18 protein-coding genes are annotated in these 17,466 nt (G+C 65.9%); 10 read left to right on the plus strand and 8 right to left on the minus strand.

The window, feature by feature from the left end:
* Positions 1-63: 63 nt before the first annotated feature.
* The 7 genes from J2751_RS05090 (at position 64) to J2751_RS05120 (ending at position 6,656) form a co-directional block, all read left to right on the plus strand.
* Positions 64-1,371 carry a PAS domain-containing sensor histidine kinase gene (locus tag J2751_RS05090; protein ID WP_209483812.1) on the plus strand — a complete coding sequence of 436 codons (1,308 nt, stop codon included), beginning with the start codon at positions 64-66 and terminating at the stop codon, positions 1,369-1,371.
* 102 nt (positions 1,372-1,473) lie between these two features.
* The gene (locus J2751_RS05095) at positions 1,474-2,217 is read left to right on the plus strand and encodes a fumarylacetoacetate hydrolase family protein (RefSeq protein ID WP_209483814.1); all 744 of its coding nucleotides are present in this window, start codon (positions 1,474-1,476) and stop codon (positions 2,215-2,217) included.
* Positions 2,218-2,513: 296 nt separating this feature from the next.
* The gene (locus J2751_RS05100) at positions 2,514-3,932 is read left to right on the plus strand and encodes an HflX GTPase family protein (RefSeq protein ID WP_209483816.1); all 1,419 of its coding nucleotides are present in this window, start codon (positions 2,514-2,516) and stop codon (positions 3,930-3,932) included.
* A gap of 51 nt (positions 3,933-3,983) precedes the next feature.
* Complete coding sequence (hisC, locus tag J2751_RS05105) at positions 3,984-5,078, plus strand: histidinol-phosphate transaminase (protein WP_209483818.1); 1,095 nt, start codon at positions 3,984-3,986, stop codon at positions 5,076-5,078.
* Positions 5,075-5,605 carry an adenylate kinase family protein gene (locus J2751_RS05110; protein ID WP_209483820.1) on the plus strand — a complete coding sequence of 177 codons (531 nt, stop codon included), beginning with the start codon at positions 5,075-5,077 and terminating at the stop codon, positions 5,603-5,605. The genes hisC and J2751_RS05110 overlap by 4 nt, the downstream gene beginning before the upstream one ends.
* 109 nt (positions 5,606-5,714) lie before the next feature.
* The gene (locus tag J2751_RS05115; protein WP_209483822.1) at positions 5,715-6,317 is read left to right on the plus strand and encodes a CDP-alcohol phosphatidyltransferase family protein; all 603 of its coding nucleotides are present in this window, start codon (positions 5,715-5,717) and stop codon (positions 6,315-6,317) included.
* A 102-nt stretch (positions 6,318-6,419) separates the two neighbouring features.
* A complete protein-coding gene (locus tag J2751_RS05120; protein WP_209483824.1) occupies positions 6,420-6,656 on the plus strand; it encodes a hypothetical protein in 237 nt (78 codons plus the stop codon).
* 169 nt (positions 6,657-6,825) lie between these two features.
* On the opposite strand, the gene J2751_RS05125 is transcribed toward J2751_RS05120, so the two are convergent.
* On the minus strand, positions 6,826-8,010 hold the full coding sequence (locus J2751_RS05125; protein ID WP_209483825.1) for an MFS transporter: 1,185 nt from the start codon (positions 8,008-8,010) through the stop codon (positions 6,826-6,828).
* A 111-nt stretch (positions 8,011-8,121) separates the two neighbouring features.
* Positions 8,122-9,297: a M24 family metallopeptidase gene (locus tag J2751_RS05130; protein ID WP_209483827.1), complete on the minus strand. Its 1,176-nt coding sequence runs from the start codon at positions 9,295-9,297 to the stop codon at positions 8,122-8,124.
* A gap of 386 nt (positions 9,298-9,683) precedes the next feature.
* Between J2751_RS05130 and J2751_RS05135 the strand changes: the two genes are divergently transcribed.
* On the plus strand, positions 9,684-10,661 hold the full coding sequence (locus J2751_RS05135) for a transcription initiation factor IIB (protein WP_209483829.1): 978 nt from the start codon (positions 9,684-9,686) through the stop codon (positions 10,659-10,661).
* Between the two features lie 41 nt (positions 10,662-10,702).
* On the opposite strand, the gene J2751_RS05140 is transcribed toward J2751_RS05135, so the two are convergent.
* Positions 10,703-11,131: an SHOCT domain-containing protein gene (locus J2751_RS05140; RefSeq protein WP_209483831.1), complete on the minus strand. Its 429-nt coding sequence runs from the start codon at positions 11,129-11,131 to the stop codon at positions 10,703-10,705.
* Between the two features lie 90 nt (positions 11,132-11,221).
* Here J2751_RS05140 and folP point away from each other — a divergent pair, with 90 nt between their 5' ends.
* Both folP and J2751_RS05150 read left to right on the plus strand, forming a co-directional pair.
* A complete protein-coding gene (gene folP, locus J2751_RS05145; protein ID WP_209483833.1) occupies positions 11,222-12,454 on the plus strand; it encodes a dihydropteroate synthase in 1,233 nt (410 codons plus the stop codon).
* Between the two features lie 165 nt (positions 12,455-12,619).
* Positions 12,620-13,324, plus strand: a complete 705-nt coding sequence (locus J2751_RS05150; RefSeq protein ID WP_209483835.1) for a 6-hydroxymethylpterin diphosphokinase MptE-like protein — start codon at positions 12,620-12,622, stop codon at positions 13,322-13,324.
* 48 nt (positions 13,325-13,372) lie between these two features.
* On the opposite strand, the gene J2751_RS05155 is transcribed toward J2751_RS05150, so the two are convergent.
* Genes J2751_RS05155 through J2751_RS05175 form a run of 5 tightly spaced genes read right to left on the minus strand, consistent with a single transcriptional unit; the run spans position 13,373 to position 17,359 of the window.
* Complete coding sequence (locus J2751_RS05155) at positions 13,373-13,513, minus strand: hypothetical protein (protein WP_209483838.1); 141 nt, start codon at positions 13,511-13,513, stop codon at positions 13,373-13,375.
* A 45-nt stretch (positions 13,514-13,558) separates the two neighbouring features.
* Positions 13,559-14,359, minus strand: coding sequence for a midas domain-containing protein (locus tag J2751_RS05160; protein ID WP_209483840.1), 801 nt, complete (start codon positions 14,357-14,359; stop codon positions 13,559-13,561).
* Complete coding sequence (locus J2751_RS05165; protein ID WP_209483842.1) at positions 14,356-15,360, minus strand: signal peptidase I; 1,005 nt, start codon at positions 15,358-15,360, stop codon at positions 14,356-14,358. Before J2751_RS05165 ends, J2751_RS05160 begins: the two co-directional genes overlap by 4 nt.
* The gene (locus J2751_RS05170) at positions 15,360-16,610 is read right to left on the minus strand and encodes a DUF7467 domain-containing protein (protein WP_209483844.1); all 1,251 of its coding nucleotides are present in this window, start codon (positions 16,608-16,610) and stop codon (positions 15,360-15,362) included. Before J2751_RS05170 ends, J2751_RS05165 begins: the two co-directional genes overlap by 1 nt.
* Positions 16,607-17,359, minus strand: a complete 753-nt coding sequence (locus J2751_RS05175) for a hypothetical protein (protein WP_209483846.1) — start codon at positions 17,357-17,359, stop codon at positions 16,607-16,609. The genes J2751_RS05170 and J2751_RS05175 overlap by 4 nt, the downstream gene beginning before the upstream one ends.
* Between the last annotated feature and the right edge of the window lie 107 nt (positions 17,360-17,466).

Below are 17,466 nucleotides of genomic sequence, written 5' to 3' on the forward strand. Positions count from 1 at the left end.
TCCATCGGGTACACGCTTATGCCTGCGATGCTCGTATAGAAGTCACGATGGTCACCTCTCGACATGACTCGTGAGAACGCTTCGGGATCGACTGACGGGTCACGGTCGACACGGGATGACGATCCGGAACGACGTGACGGGTCGACTCGGATCGGCGACCCACAGTCGGCATGTGACGATACCGACGCCGACCGCTATCGGCATCTCATCGAGCACGTACAGGATGCGGTCGTCGAGTTCGAGTTCGTCGACGGGACGCCGATAGTTCGGGATACGAACCGTGCGTTCGTCGACGTGTTCGGCTATTCAGCCGATGAGATACGTGGTGAATCACTCAACGAGTGGGTCGTTCCTGCTTGGAACCGGTCGGAAGCGGCGGCACTCGACGAGAACACGGCGTCGGGGGAGATCAACTACCAAAAGGTCACACGCAAGACGAAACACGGGCTTCGAGAGTTCCTCTATCGTGGAGTCCCCTATAATACACGCAGCGAGGAAGACGCTGGCGGGGAAAGGGATGCTGCTAACGGAGACGACGCTGACGACAGGGAGGCCATCAGTGGCGGAGACGACGCTGACGGCGACCGAACCGGCGGATTCGCTGTCTACACGGATCTCACGGAGATATCCCGAAACGAGCGCCGGCTGAAAGTGCTCAACCGGATCCTGCGACACAACCTCCGAAACAACGCGAACGTCGTCGCCGGCCACACGACCCGGCTGTTGGCAGCGATCCCAGACGGGGACGAGAAAACCGTCGAGGCCGCGGCGACGGTTGAGCGCGCGGCACACGAACTCGAACGGCTAGCTGACGAGGCGGGACACATCAGAACGGTGCTTCAACAGCGACCCGACGAGGACACACACGTCGATCCGGCACCGCTGGTTCAGTCGGTCGTCGACGACCGACGTAAACGGTCTCCAAACGCGACGATCGAGGTCGAGATCGCCGGATCAGGGACTGTTCTCGCCGATAGCCGCCTCCGGTACGCGGTGGAGAGCCTCGTCGACAATGCGATCAAACACAACCCGAGTGCGACACCACGAGTTCGGGTCCGGATCGAACGGGCAACCGACTCTGTCGAAACGAATCCGACCGCGCCCGAAACCGACGATCACGGCCACGACGGGATCTCTTCGGACGAGTGGGTTATCATCCACATTGAGGACGACGGGCCGCGGATTCCACCGCACGAACGGGACGTTATTCGGGATGGCGAGGAGATCACACCGACACACCACGGGAGCGGACTCGGGCTCTGGTTGACGCAGTTGACCGTCGAGACGTTCGGCGGCGATCTCACTTTCGACACGAGCGATCTCGGCGGGAACGATGTCTCGATCCGACTTCGTCACCGGGCTTCTGAGTAGCGGTCGTCGGGACTCCGGTGGCGTCCCACGGCCGTCGTGCTGGCAGCGAGATGTGAGAGACACTCCGGTAGTCATTTTGCGGACCCCGGCGAGGGGTCGGACATGTACCACGCACGGTTCCGCGACCCCGCCGGCTCCGTCCGCGAGGGACGATACGATCCGGACGATCACACCGTTTCGTTCGGCAGCGACGAGTACGCCTTCGACGATCCCGCGATCGACGTGCTCCCGCCCGCGGAGCCGACGAAGATCGCCTGTGTCGGCCGCAACTACGCCGACCACGCCGCCGAGTTGGACAACGAGGTTCCCGACCGACCGCTACTGTTCCTGAAGGCCCCGAACGCGCTCGCGAGCCACGGATCGACGGTGACGCTTCCCGGCGGCAAGGACCGTCTCGACTGGGAGGCGGAGCTCGCGGTCGTGATCGGCGAGTCATGTGCGGACGTTGACGCCGACGACGCGATGGACGTCGTCGCCGGCTTCACCTGTATGAACGACCTCTCGAACCGCGACGACCAGCACCGCGAGCAGAACTGGGTACGTGGCAAGGCGTTCGACAACGCCGCCCCGCTCGGCCCGGTCCTCGCGACGCCCGACGAGGTTCCCGACGACGCGACCGTCGAACTCCGCGTGAACGGCGAGCGGAAACAGCATGGAAACCGCTCGCAACTCGCCTTCGACGTACCGACGCTGATCGAGGAGATAACGACGTACATGACTCTCGAAGCCGGCGACGTGATCGCCACCGGAACTCCCGACGGGGTCGGCCGGCTCTCCGACGGCGACGCGGTCGCGATCGAGATTGAGGGCGTCGGAACGCTCGAACACACGGTTCGGATCCCTTAACGGGCTCCGCGTAACGCTGTCGTTCCTGGAACGTCGCGGGGAGTGATCACACACCGCGTTTCCGGTGAACGCTTATGTTGCTCGGTTCGGTAGTATGGCGCATGAAGACCGTTTTCGCCTCGTTCTGATCCCGCCCTTCGTCTCACCGTGGACGCGGCTCGCGGGACTGGCTCCGGGATCACGCGAGAACTGCTGACGACTATGTATCGGAGCATCCGTACCGCCGCCGAATCGCGGGACCACTCGGCAGTGGTCGACCGCTCCCCTCTACGGGTCGACGTGGGCACCCGGACTGAATGTCACGAGACGAAACACACCGAGTGAACGACGAAACACCGACGGGAGAGGGTCTCCGCGCGATCGTCGCCGCTCGCGACGTGGACACGACGCCGGACACGGCGGAGATCCGCGGCCTTGCGGCGGCCACGGGCTATACGGTCGTCGGCGAAATCACCCAACGCCGGCGCGAGGACCCGACCTACGGACTCGGTCGCGGAAAGGCCGAGGACCTGATGCGGCTGGCGGCCGAACGCGACGCTGACGCCGTGATCTACGACGGGGAGCTCTCCCCGGGACAGACGTACTCGCTCGGCGAGCTGCTGCCGGCTGGAACCGCGGTGGTCGACCGCCCCCGACTCGTCATGGAGCGGTTCACCGACGCCGCCGACTCCCGGGCGGCCGACCTCCAGCTCGAACTCGCCCGGTTACGGTACGAACTTCCCCGGTTACGGGAGGCGATAGCCCGGGACGACGCCGAGGAGATCCGGCTTCGACCGGAGGGCGACAGGCGCGTTCTCGACGTCGAGCGCCGGATCGAGTCGGCCAAGCGCGCGCTGGACGGTATCACCGACGACCGGGCCGAGCGTCGGACGCGCCGCCGGGAGGCCGGCTTCGACCTCGTGGCAGTCGTCGGGTACACGAACGCCGGGAAATCACGGCTCTGTCGGCGTCTCGCGGACGACGTCGACGGGAGCGGAGAGAGCAGCGTGGCCGAGAGCGACGAGTGTAACGACGGCGAGAACGGTGACCCCAACGACGGCGAGAACGGGAACCACGACGATCTCGATACCGTCCTCGCGACCGGCGACCGCCCCTTCGAGACGCTGTCGACGACGACCCATGAGGCGACGATGGACGGCCGGCGGACGCTCGTGACGGACACCGTCGGGTTCGTCGACGACCTGCCACACGACGCGATCCGCTCGTTCCGCACGACTGTCGAGGCGGCCCGCGAGGCCGACTGCGTTCTGCTCGTCGTCGACGCGAACGACGAGCCGGGCACTATCCGTCGGAAACTGCGAACGTCGCTGTCGACGGTGGAAGAGACGGCCGGTCCCGTCGTTCCTGTATTAAACAAGACCGACCGCCTCGACGCGGCAGAGCTCGGAACCGTCGTCGAATCCGTCGAGACGGTCGTCGACGGGGCGCGTCGGGACGGGCTGCCCGTGAGTGGCTCCCTCCGACCACCCGTTCCGACCAGTGCCCACGACGGACGCGGAGTCGGCGACCTCCGGGCGACCGTGGCGGACGCCCTCCCGACGGCGACCGAGACGGTCAACGCCCCGAACGGGAGCCACACGGAGTCAGCGCTCTCGTGGGCGTACGACCGCGGGATCGTCGACGGGACGACGTACACCGCCGACGGGGTCCGCGTCGTGCTCGCCGGTCGACCGGCGGTCGTCGCGGAGGCGACGCGCCGCTTCGAGCGGTCGTGACGGCGGTCCGGTTCGGCCACGCTTAAGGTCGGCCGCCGCCCAGAAACGGGCATGCAACCACGGGATCTCTCGGATCACTCGCCGTACGTCCCCGGCCGGGGCGTCGAGGAGGTCGCCCGCGAGCTCGGGATCGACCCCGACTCGCTCATTAAACTCTCCTCGAACGAGAACCCACACGGCCCGAGTCCGGCGGCCGTCGAGGCGATCGAGGAGCACGCCGACCGGGTCCACCAGTACCCGAAATCCTCCCACACGGATCTCACGGCACGGATCGCCGAGAAGTGGGAGGTCGACCCCGAACAGGTGTGGGTCTCGCCCGGTGCGGACGGCTCGATCGACTACCTCTCACGGGCCGCGCTGGAGCCCGACGACGAGGTGCTCGTTCCCGCGCCCGGATTCGCGTACTACGCGATGTCCGCCCGATACCACCACGCGACCGTCTCGGAGTACGCGCTCTCGGCCGAGAACGGGTTCCTCCAGACCGCCGAGACCGTCCTGAACGCCTACGGGGGCGAGCGGATCGTCTATCTGACCTCTCCACACAACCCCTCAGGTTCGACGATCTCGCTCGACTCGATCCGGACGATAGCGGACGCGACGGCCGAGGAGACGCTCGTCGTCGTCGACGAGGCGTACGGCGAGTTCTCGGACGTCGACAGCGCGGTTCCGCTCGTGACCGAGCGTGACGACGTCGCCGTCCTCCGGACGTTCTCGAAGGCGTACGGGCTCGCCGGCCTCCGGATCGGCTACAGCGTCGTCCCCGAGGAGTGGGGCGGCGCGTACGCCCGCGTCAACACGCCGTTCGCAGCCAACGAACTCGCGTGTCGGGCTGCCCTGGCCGCGCTCGACGACGAGGAACACGTCGAGAAGTCCGTCGAGACCGCCCGGTGGGCCCGCGAGTACATCAGCGAGGAGCTCGACGCGGAGACGTTCGACTCCGCCGGCAACTTCGTGCTCGCGAGGGTGGGCGACGGGAGCGCGGTCGCGGAGGCCGCGAAACGCGAGGGCGTCATCATCCGCGACTGTACGTCCTTCGGACTTCCCGAATGCGTTCGGATCTCGACGGGAACCCGCGAGGAGACCCCCGAAGCGGTCGACCGGCTCAACGAGACGTTAGCTGACCTCGAACTCGGGGTCGAAGCGTGACGGGCGGTTCCGGCCCGGTCGACCGCGTCGCCGTCACCGGCACGCCCGGAACCGGGAAGTCGACCGCGACGGCGCTGCTCGGTGATGAGTACGACGTGATCCATCTCAACGACCGGATAAAGGGAAACGACGACCTGTGGACCGAACACGACGCCGACCGCGACACTCTCGTCGCCGACCTCGACGCGGTACGCGACCACCTCGGCGACTGGTCGGGCGTGCTCGACTCGCATCTCGCGCATCACTTCGACGTCGACCGAGTCGTCGTGTTGCGGTGTCATCCCGAGCACGTGGAGCAACGACTTCTCGACCGCGGCGAGTCGCCGGCGACGGCGACCGAGAACGCCGAGTCGGAGGCGCTCGACGTGGTGCTCTCGGAGGCGGTCTCGACACACGGGATCGAGTCCGTCTACGAGATCGACACCACCGATCGGGAGCCGGACGCCGTCGCCGACGCGATCCGGGCGACCATCGACGGCGATCGGGGACCCAGCGCCGGAACCGTCGACTTCACCGACTATTTATGAGGGAGCCGAGAGAGTCGGATCGACGTAGCATGGAGGCGACACGGCGTAGCATGGAGACGGCAAACGGGATCCACGTTGCGCACGTCACGAGCGTAAGAGGTGACCTCGCGTGACTCTCGATCAGTTCCGGTCGGTCGCGGACCGACTGCTCGGGCCGTGGGTGAGCGCGGCGGACCGGCTCGGCCTCTCGCCGGACCAAGTGAGCGTCCTCGCGTTCGTTGCGGCGGTGCTCGCCGCCGTCGCGTTCGCCGTCGCGGAGCCCGCCTTTTATATAGGCGGCGCGCTGCTCGTCCTGCTCAACGGGTGGCTCGACCTCGTCGATGGTGCGCTCGCCCGCGAGCAGAACGTCGCCTCCGACGGCGGCGACCTGCTCGATCACGTCCTCGACCGGTACGCCGATATCGCGGTTATCGCAGGCTTTACCGTCGGTATCGGCGCGTACGCGCTCGGATTTCTCGCCGTGACCGGCGTGTTGATGACGTCGTATCTCGGCACCCAGATCCAGGCGGTCGGCATCGGCCGCGCGTACGGCGGGCTTCTCGGGCGGGCGGACCGTCTCGCGCTGATGGGGATCGTCGGCGTCGTCGCCGCCGCCTACCCCGACCCGCTCGTGGCCGAGTTCGGGGTCGTCGCGCTGTTGCTCGTGCTGTTCGCCGTTATCGGCCACCTGACCGCCCTCCAGCGGTTCCTCGGCGCGTGGCGCGATCTGTGACCCACATCGGAACGAGTCAGTGACTTTCGACTCACGCCGGGGCGAGTTGGCGAGGTCACCGGCGAGGGAACACTTAAAAACGTCCGGCCGGAACGGACGGGTATGCCCACGTTCGAACTGAACCTGTCCGACGACGTGTACGCCGAGTTCCAGCAGCTCGCGGATCAGGAGTTCGTCACCGAGGAACAGGCCGCCGAGGACCTGATCGCGTCCGGAATCGAGGCGTACAACGTCAGCGTCGTCGACGACGACCCCCGCGACGAGATGCTCGACGGTGCGGAGAACAATATGTTCGACACCGCACAGGATCCGGGTAGCCTTGAAGACGATCGGTTATAAGCTCTCAGGGGCCGTTTTATATACACTCGGGGCCGTTTTATACGAGTTCGGAATCTACTTATAAACACCCTAGAATCCTCTTATAAATATCCTGGAATCATCTTATAAATACCCCAGAATCATCTTATAAATACCCCAGAATCATCTTATAAACGGCTCGCCGACCCTTCTAGTATCTGGATCCGAGCGCGCGATTCGCCAGCAACGCGGCGAGACCGACGCCCATCACCGTCGCGAGTAGCCCGAATGCGACCGCCCAGCCCGCGAGGTCCGAGACCGCGCCGACGACGACGCTGCCGGACGCGCCGAACACCATGTAGACGGTGCGAACGAGTCCGAACCCGGCCCCGCGCTCGGCGTCCGACAGTAGATCCATGAACCGTGACTGGAGCGGCGCGCCCCACGACATCGCCAGTCCGACGAGGAGGACGCCGAGAACGACCGGAGCAAGTCCCGTTCCGTTCCGTGCCGAGACGACGAGCAACCCGTATCCGGCGACGCCGGTCGCCATCGTCAGCGTCACGGCCCCGTCGCGGCCGATCCGGTCCGAGAGCGACCCTGTCAGGGGCTGGGTGCCGCCGTGAACGAGAAAGTATACAGAGAACAATAGCGCCGAGAGCGCGGTCGAGAGCCCGCCGCCGACCTCCAGGAACGTCGGGAGGAACGAGGCGGTCGCCTGCCATGTGAACGCCCCGAGCGTCGCCAGTGCGGTCGTGTAGAGGATCGGCGGCCGCGAGAGGAGTTCGACGAGCGGCCCGACGGCGAACCGCTCGCCCATCGGCTGGTCGGGGCGTCTCGGCTCGGTCGGTCGAATCCGCCACGCAAACAGCACGAACACGGGGAGGGCGACGATCGCACCGAGCCCGATTCCGATCCGCCAGCCGTACTGCGACCCGACGAGCGCGGCCGCGGGCGGCGCGGCGAGACCAGCGAGCGGTCCGCCGGCGACGTGGACGCCGATGGCGCTCCCGATGTCGTCGAACTGTCGAGTGAGAAACGTCGTCGCGACCGAGTAGTGGAGCCCCGCACCCGCACCGAGGACCACGGTGAAGAGCATGAACGCGACGATGGACGGGGACACGGCGATGAGCAGCGAGGCGAGCATCGTCGAGCCGACTGCTGTCAGGATCACGGCTCGCTCGCCGTATCGGTCGCCGAGGACGCCGGAGGGGAACTGCGCGAGCGCGTACGCCAGCCACATCCCCGACAGCGCGAGCCCGACGGTCGTGTTCGACACCTGAAATGTCTCGGTGATCCGCGGGACGAGCGGGCTGATGACCAGCCGCGCGACCATCGTGGCGGTGAACGCGAGCGTACAGAGCGCGAGCGCCGTGTGAGCGTACCGCCAGTTCACGGGCGCCGTAGCCGTCGCGTATAAAAGCGGGTTCCGATCGCGGCCGGTCGGGCCGCGAAAGCCGACCTCGGAGGCGACCGGCCGAGCCGAAAGGACGGGTCCCAATCTCGGTCAGTCGACGACGAACTCCACGGGATAGTCGGTGAGATTCTCGTAGCCGTCCTCGGTGACGACGACGAGGTCCTCGATCCGAACGCCGCCGACCGCGGGATCGTAGAGTCCGGGTTCAACCGTGATCACGTGGCCAGGTTCGAGCTCCTCGCCGCCCGAGGAGAGGCTCGGGGCTTCGTGGACATCGAGGCCGATCCCGTGGCCGGTGGAGTGGATGAACCCGGTCTCCGTCTCGGGATCGGTCCGAAACGTGGGCTCGCCCGCCTCCTCGTACACCTCGCAGGCCGCGGCGTGGACGTCCTCGCCGGTCGCCCCCGGTTCGATCGCGTCGAGGGCGGCCTCGAACGCACGCTCGGTGAGGTCGTACCACTCGCGGGCGGTCTCGCCCGGCTCGCCCACACAGAACGTCCGGGTCATGTCGCCGTTGTACTTCGTCGCCTTCGAGCGCGGGAAGATATCGACGATTATCGGCTCGTTCGCCCGGAGAGGGCCGGAGCCGCGGTCGTGGGGGTCCGCCGCCTGCTCGCCGCCGGCGACGATCGTCTCGTCGAGCGCACAGCCGTGTTCGAGCAGCGTCGTCTCGATGGCCGTCGACACCCGCTCGCTGGTGAGCGGTTCGCCGTCGTGGAGGAGGACTCCCGCGTCCGCGTCGTCGTCCGCGCCGGCCACGGTGGCGGCGGAGAGCATCGACTCGGCAGCACGCATCGCGGCCTGATTCGCCGTCTGTGCGTCGCGGATCGCCGCGACCTCCTCGTCGGTCTTCACTGCGCGGACCTCTCGGAGGAGGTCGTCGGCGTCGACGCCGACCCCTATTCCGCGGTCGCGGAGCGCGTCGGCGGTCCCGACCGGGCCGCGCGGCGGCATCAACACGGAATCGACGCCCTTGTCGCGGACGAACGCGGCGTACATGTCGTTTCGGTCCTCGCGGCCGCCGTACTCGTAGTCGTAGTCGGCGTGTCGTTCGACGGTATCGACATCGGCTTCCGATCTGGCGCGGCCGTACTCGAGCCCACTCACGAGGAGGTGTACCCGACCGTCGGCGTACAACGTCAGGAACGGGTCCGGGCCGGTGAACCCCGAGAGGTATAGCTGGTTGGCGTTGTCCTGTGAGGCGTCGAGCAAGTAGCCGTCGGCGTCGATCCCGGAGAGGGTTTCGTCGAGTCGGTCTCGATGCATGTAGCTCAGTGTCCGACGGACCACCAAATCGGTTGTCCTCGCGGAACCGTCGACTGGGTGTGTCGTCGACCGGGTGTGTCGTCGACCGGGTGTGCCATCAACTTGGTGCGCCGTCGGCTGAGTACCCGATCAACCACTCCTATGAATGCGAAACGGATATATATCTCCGATCGGCGCGGAACCGACACGAACGATCACGCGAGTTTGGCGTAATTGTCGGTGGAAACTACCGCTTTCAACGTAGGATCAGTGCGTGGAGCAATCGTTTTTCATATCTGATATGGCCATAAGGTTTTAAGTATTTTGCCTCCTTACCTACTGGTGAGGAACGCAACGACAGACCCGTCTCTCGGTCCCCCCGATTCCCTCCATGCGAATACGACACAATGAGCGATAACGTTCGAACCTATACGACGGAACACGTCGAGGACAGCGCCGAAACCGAATCCGAGTCGGCAGACGAGGAGCTACGCTGCCCCGAGTGCGACGGCCAGCTCGCGACCGACACCGAACACGGCGAGACCGTGTGTGCGGACTGTGGGCTCGTCGTCGAGGAGGACGAGATAGACCGTGGACCGGAATGGCGCGCGTTCGACTCCGCGGAGAAGGACCAGAAGTCCCGCGTCGGTGCCCCGACGACGAACATGATGCACGATAAGGGGCTCTCGACGAACATCGGCTGGCAGGACAAGGACGCCTACGGCAAGTCGCTGTCGAGCCGCCAGCGCGAGAAGATGCAGCGGCTCCGCACCTGGAACGAGCGGTTCCGCACCCGGGACTCGAAGGAGCGCAACCTCAAGCAGGCGCTCGGCGAGATCGACCGAATGGCCAGCGCGCTCGGCCTGCCGGACAACGTCCGCGAGACCGCTTCGGTGATCTACCGTCGCGCGCTCGACGAGGACCTGCTTCCCGGGCGCTCCATCGAGGGCGTCTCCACGTCGTCGCTGTACGCCGCCGCACGGCAGGCCGGCACCCCCCGGAGCCTCGACGAGATAGCCGCGGTCTCCCGCGTCGAGAAGGACGAGATCGCCCGGACGTATCGCTACGTCGTCCGCGAACTCAAACTGGAGATCCAGCCGGCGGACCCCGAGAGCTACGTCCCCCGGTTCGCGAGCGATCTCGAACTCTCCGACGAGTCGGAGCGACGCGCACGAGGGCTGCTGGAGACCGCGAAGTCACAGGGGATCCACTCCGGGAAGTCGCCGGTGGGGCTCGCCGCCGCCGCCGTCTACGCCGCCTCGCTGCTCACCAACGAGAAGGTGACCCAGAGCGAGGTGAGCGAGGTCGCGAACATCAGCGAGGTCACCATCCGAAACCGGTACCACGAACTCCTCGAAGCCGAGGACGGTATCACGCCGAGCTGAGCGATGCCGGCTACCTCCGCGTGACTGCCGGTGCCGGACGGTCATGGTTCCCGCTCACGTTCGACGTCGCGCTGGCGCTCTCGTCGACGCCACTCCTCGGCTGACTCCGGCGTCTCCGTCTCCAACAGGCGGTCGAGCTTTCGCTCGAACTGATCGTCGGTTAGCTCGCCGTTCGCGTATCGGGTCCGCAAGCGTTCGAGGGCATCGGCGTTGCTCTCGGCCTCGTAGTCCGTTTCGGGTTCGGCCATCGTCTCCTCGTCGTCTCCCTCGTCGACCCACTCCTCCCAGTCGTCCTCGTCGCCGAACAGCATCGTGGTGACGGGAACGACCACGACGTAGCCGAACAGCAGCAGCGCCAGCCACCACTCGAAGCCGAGGAACAGCGCCGCGAGCCACGTTCCGGTGACGACCGTCGAGACGATCCCGGTCGCGTTCCGTCGAGCACGCTCGCGCGGGGAGGGCGCGTTCATACCACACAGTGTCTCCCGGTGGCTACAAAACGATATCGTCGCGCCCGCCGGTTCCGCGTCCTCTTTACGGGTTCGGCCCCTGTCACGGGTATGCGAAACGTGGATGCTGCGGGCCTCGGGATCGGCGACGATCACCCGCCGCGGATCATGGGCGTGTTGAACGTCTCCGCAGAGTCGCCGTACGATCCGAGCGTGTACGACGATCCGGGCGAGGCCGCGGCGTACGTCGACGAGGAGCTGATAGGCGAGGGGGCGGACATCGTCGATGTCGGCCTGGAATCGGCGAACAAGGACCTCGACGTGCTCTCCGCCGAGGAGGAACTCGAACGGCTTGACACCGCGATCGAGACCCTTGAATCCACCTCCGGCGATGCGGTGTGGTCGATCGAGACCCGCTATCACGAGGTCGCCGACGCCGCGCTCTCGCGTGGGTTCGACATGGTCAACGACATCTGCGGGTTCGCCGACCCGGAGATGCCCCGCGTCTGTCGCGAGCACGACGCCGCCGTCTCGAAGATGGCCTCGCCCCCCGATCTCGAGCGTCCGGGGGCCATCGAGGACGTCGACGACATCTACGAGGCGCTTTCGATGAACGGGCTCACCGACAAGACGATCCTCGACCCGGCGTTCGGCGGGTGGTCCGAGGCGAAAACCCACGCCGACGACCGGGAGACGTTCCATCGGCTCCGGGAGTTCCGTGGCTACGGTCGCCCCCTTCTCGTCTCGATCAACCGCAAGAGCTTCCTGAAAACGATCGCCGGTCGGAGTACGGAGGAAGCGCTTCCAGTGTCGCTGGCGGCGACATCGATGGCGGTCGAACGCGGCGCACACGTGGTCCGCACCCACGACGTGTCCGAGACGCGAGACGCCGCGCTGATCGGCGCGGAGTTCACTCGGGATCGGGTCCGATCGTCCGCCGGCGACATCTCTGTCGAGGAGCTCGACGTGACCACGACTCGGGAGACACGCCGACACTTGGACCGACTCGGTGTGTCGGCGGATCTGGCCGGCGGGTCCGTCGTCCACAGCTACGAGCTCGGCGGCCTCTCCGAGGAGGCGATCGGGGCGCTCAGGGCGGTAACGGCAGGGGGGACCACGACCGATCCGGCTGCGACTGATGGGGGGAGAGACGGAGCCACCTCCGAACGGGAGCCCGACGGCGTGACGGCAGCGTTCGCGGTTAGCGAGCGAACCGACGGCGAACGCGGTCGTGGGATCCTGATCGGAACGTCAGACGGTCTAGAGCGGGTTTCTCAGCGTGTTTCGGACGTTTCGGACGATCTAGTTGCCGTGTTCGACGAGATCGGCATGATCTCAAAGTAAGAGAAAGTTTATGCCCTCGTGTGGACAACGGTTCAACCGGACGCCGGAAGGGCACTCGGGTAGGGGTACTCTGTGCCACTCCGGCCCATACCGTATTACGCACCGCCAGCCGCGGCTCCGTCGACCGGGGGTGGCGGCGATCGTTCCACAGAAAATGGAGCCGACATGAACTTCGAGACGTTCGAGCCGATCTACGAGGCGATCCTCGCCGACTTCGGGTTCGGCCGCGAGGCCGACGAGCACGCTCGTGATGTCGCCGTAGAACTGTCGACGCCGTTCCCGTTGTCGCGGTTCGACGACTGGGAGGGCAAGACGGTCGCCGTCGTGGGTGCCGCGCCGTGTCTTCACGAGGCGGACTCGATCGCTCTCGCTCGCGAGGCGGACGTCGTCGTCGCGGCCTCGACCGCGGCGGACGTCCTCCTTGACGCCGGCGTCGACCTCGACTGTATGGTCACTGATCTCGACAAGAACCCGGAGACTGCGGCGTATCTGACCCGGAACGGAGTGCCGGTCGCGGCACACGCTCACGGAGACAACGTCCCCGCGGTCCGCGAGTGGCTCCCGCGGTTCGAGGCCGCAAACACGCTGACGACCACGCAGGCGTCACCCGTCGGTCCCGTCCGCAACACGGGGGGGTTCACCGACGGCGATCGAGCTGCGTTCTTCGCGGACCAGGTCGGTGCGGATCGATTGACGTTCCCCGGGTGGAACTTCGACGACCCCGCGGTGGGCCCGATGAAGGCGCGAAAACTCGAATGGGCCGCTCGTCTCCTTCGCTGGCTCGAACGTCGCCGCGGGGAGCGGTTCGCCGTTCTCGACGATCGTCGCGAGCGCGTCGAGCGGGAGCTCGCTGCGCTACTCGACGAGTGACCGAAGTCTCGCCGGCGGATCGGGACTCCTACGGCCGACTCTCCTGGCTCAGAACATCGTGATGATCCCGTACCCGAACAGAACGAGTAGCACGGCAAGCAGCGTGATCAGAACGCGTCGCTTCGTCACCCGGTTCCGTCGCGGACCGGGATCGGGAACTCGATCGTTCCGGGCTCCGTTCTTTCGCATCAGTACCGTCCCGAAAGGGATCGAACCGGTGGCCTGGTCGGATCGCTATTCATCGCCATTCGATCCGGTCGTAACGTCGCCGTCGTCTCCACCCTCGTTCCACTCGTCATCGCTCTGATCGTCACCGGCTGTGTCAGCCCCTTGTTCCGCATCGGCACTTTCGTCGGTGTGGTCGTCGGTTTGAGTCCCTTCGTCAGCGTGGTCGCCGGTTTGAGTCCCTTCGTCAGTGTGGTCGTCGCCCATCTCGGGACCATCATCCTCGTCGGAGTCGTCAATACCCTCATCCGAGGTGCCGTCACTAGGATCGACTTCGTCATCGGAGGCGTCATCCTCCGGGTGTGTCGGATCCGAATCGGGGTCCGAAACTGCTGGTTCCGGAGCCGATTTACTGCCGGTCGCGTTCCCAGCCACGGTCTCGTCGTCGCTCTCGTTACCAACCGTCGACTGCGAGGAATCGCCCTGATCGGACGGCATCTCCTCATCCGGTGCCGATTCGACACTACCCTCGTCCGTCGAGTCCGTTTCGTTTGTGGGTGGCGTCACCGTTTCGTTTGTGGGTGGCGTCACCGTTTCGTTTGTGGGTGGCGTCACCGTTTCGTTTGTGGGTGGCGTCACCGTCCCGTTGTCGATCGTTTCCGCCTCCACGCTCTCGGAACCGTCCGGACCCGCACCGTCGGGGTCGACAATGTTGGACTCCATCTCGTACTCGTGGAACCCGTCCGCGGCCGTGAAGCTCCCGTCGATGGTGGTCTCGTCCGAGAAGAACGCGACCGTCCCGTACCCGCCCCCGAAGGAGACGGAACAGACGAGGATTGCGACGACTACGACCGCTAGGATTCGGGTCATCGCTCCGCCTCATCGGCCCGTCCACCGTCCATCGCGGGCTCTATGACTGGGTCATCGAACACCCCGGGTCGCCTCGAGGAACGGTCGTCGTTCTCTGCCGGTCCGTCGTCGTCCGTGGGAGTCACGCCATCGGTGGCCATCGGTTCGCCCGGATCGTCGTCTCGACCACCGAGATCGGCGTCCTCGACGACATCAGTCGTCTCCGGCGTGGCTGCGCTCGACTCGTTGCCACCGGTGACGAGCAGTACGAGGCCGATGAGTAGTCCCAGCGACGTACCGGTCGCGACGGCTATCGTGAGCCCGCTTCGAAGCGTGTACGCTACGTACCCGGCGTAGGGTACGAACGCGAGCAGCACTCCGACGGCCCCCTGAACGGTCCGCTCGGTCACCACGAGCCCGGAGCCGCCGGTCCTTCCGGATTCCGGCGTCTCGGTCGCGCTTTCGTCAGCGTCACCGTCTCCACCGTTTCCGTCGCCTCCGTCGTTCTCGACTCGGGTTCGCGCCCGATAGAGGTTCCACACCTCTGAGAGCGCGAGGAGCCCGAACGGAACCACGACGAGCGCGATGAACCCCACGGGCGAGTCGGCGAACTGGATCACGTATCCGAGATACGGGATCGTGAACGCGACGACTCCGAGGACGTTTGCTGCCGGAACCAGTCCGGCGTCTGCCGCATCGTTCGCATCTCCTTGGGTCTCAAACGCCACCTCGTCCCCGCTGGCGATCACGCCGATGACACGGTGGGTCACTGGCACCTCGTTGTCGCCGCGGACGAACGTGATCACGTCGCCCTCGGCGATCGATGACGGGTCGCGCTCGTCGACGATCACGACGTCGCCCGGCGCGATCGCGGGCGTCATGCTCGCCGTGAGCACGACGAAGCTGTATTCCGCGCCGACGACGGCCGGGACCGCGTACACCACGAAGGGTGCGACGACCGCGATCAGCAGAACGATACCGAGAACGTTAGCGATTCTTCTAATTGGTACGTGTGAATTCATTACAGTTCCTCCAGACCCGATTCACCGGGGTTGTCCGGCTTGCCGGGGTTGTCCGGCTTATCGGGCTTATCCGGCTTACCGGGGTTGTCCGGTTTGTCAGGGCCGTCCGGCTTGCCGGGTTTGTCCGGCTCGTCAGGGTCCGGATCACGTGGGTCGTCTTCGATCCCGTCAGCCGGATCACAGAGCTGCTCCCCGTCGACGGTCGTACCGCTCACGAGCTCGAAGTTCCTGAAGACCATGCCGGGCACAAGCGGCTTCGAGCAACTGGTGTGGATCTTCACCCCGTCCGGCTTATCCGAGTTGCCCGAGCTACCCGGATCGGATCCGTCGTCGACGTAGAGGTTCGGACCGATCCAGTTCCCGTCGGTATCGGCCACGTCGATCGGGCCTGCGTCGACCGTGAACGTCTGGTCCGGATCGACGGTGTCGTCGAACACGACCGTTCCTCCGTTTCCGACGCCGCCAGCACCACCACCTGTTGCCGCTGCGACGATCGTTGCGGTCTCTCGTCCGAGGTATTCGAACGTGAGCGAGCCGATCTTCGTCCCGTTCTCGTCCTCACAGAGCACGCAGTCGGGCTTCTCGGGCTTATCACAGACGCGCCCGGCAAAGGGGTTCGAGTGCTCCGCTGCCGCCTCGGAGACGTGACGACACTGTTCGGTGTAGAGCCGGAGCGTAAGCGACGCCGAAGTGTTTGCGAACGAGTCGTCGACGTCATCGGGGAGTCGCCATGCGATCTCGAGGTCGATGGACTCGTTCGGTTCGAGACAGCCGTCATCGATCCGCTCGCCGGCGACGAGATGTCGTAGTGCGACCGCTAGCGTCCGCCATCCGACCGTAACGGACTCGCCGTTCGCCCGTACGTTCACTTCCAGTGCGTCCGCAAGGCGATCTCCGGGAGCGGGACACTCGGCGGCGAGCCAGAGTCGCGCGGGGTTGTCTACCACTTCGATCTCGTACTGTTCCGTCCGTGAATCGCCACGGTCGATCTCAGCGACACTGAAGCTGAGAGTACCGCTCGGCGCGGGTTCGCCGTCGATCAGAAACGTCACCTCGCCGGCTCCGACTTCGTTGTCCGTAAGCGACGCCCCGGCGGTGAAGTACGCGGCGGTCCCGGCACCGCTTCCCGCGCCAATCGCGCCGATGCCGCCGAGCCCCGCAAGCAGTCGACGACGACTCAACCCGAATGCCGAACCACGGCCTTTTCCGGAGCCGCGGTCGCGGGAGTCTCGGCGTCGATCCGCGGTCATGACGATCCCTCCATACTGAACGGACTCTCTGTCCCGGCACCGCACGGATCGACCCCGAACGTCACGTCGAAGTCGACGGAACCACCACTGCCAGCGTTTCCTCTACCGGTCGGGAACCTCCAGTAGAGCACTAGGCAGCGCTGTGCGTCCGGCGTAAGACAACCGTTGTCGAACAATCCTGGGTCGATAAGAACCCCCTCAGCGAGGTCGTCGTCGACGAGGTCGGCGAAGCTTCCCTCGTAGATCGGCGTACCGAATCCCGAGAAGTCGCCATCCGCACCCTCACAACCCCCCAATCCGAGGAGACCGTCGTCATATCGGAGGTCCACGTGGAGTCGGTCGGCGAGGTCCCGGCTCGCCGCGTCGGTGCCGATCGTGGGAACTAGGCGCAGCCACGCGCGGAGGCCCTCCTCGATGTCGTCCTCCACTCGTAGTCCAACGCTCGCGGCTCCTTCGTCGCCGGGGAGCACGTCGTCGAGGTCGATCAGACGGACGTCGGCGACTCCGTCGGCGAAGTCCTCCTCGTCCGTCGGGCCGTCGACGATCACGTCCGCGGATCTGAAGCCGTTGTACGTCGTCTGCCAGCCGACGAGCAGTCGCCGCCCGTCTCTCTCGGCGTAGGTGTAGTTCGTGTAGTCGCCCCAGCTGCCCGTGGAACGGCCGCGGATCAGCCCCACGGTCGCGAAGCCGACGGCTCCGACGCCCGCGAGTGCTTGCCTACGTGTCACCTCGTTGTTTCGGTTACTCATTCGTGTGTCTGGTCGGCTCCGGACGGCCGTTCGTCGAAAGTCCTCACGTCACCGCAGTACGTATGTATGCGCCGCCTACCCGAGCGGTCCGACGACCGAACCGGTCG

The organism is Halorubrum alkaliphilum (assembly GCF_017873815.1).
GTDB lineage: Archaea > Halobacteriota > Halobacteria > Halobacteriales > Haloferacaceae > Halorubrum > Halorubrum alkaliphilum.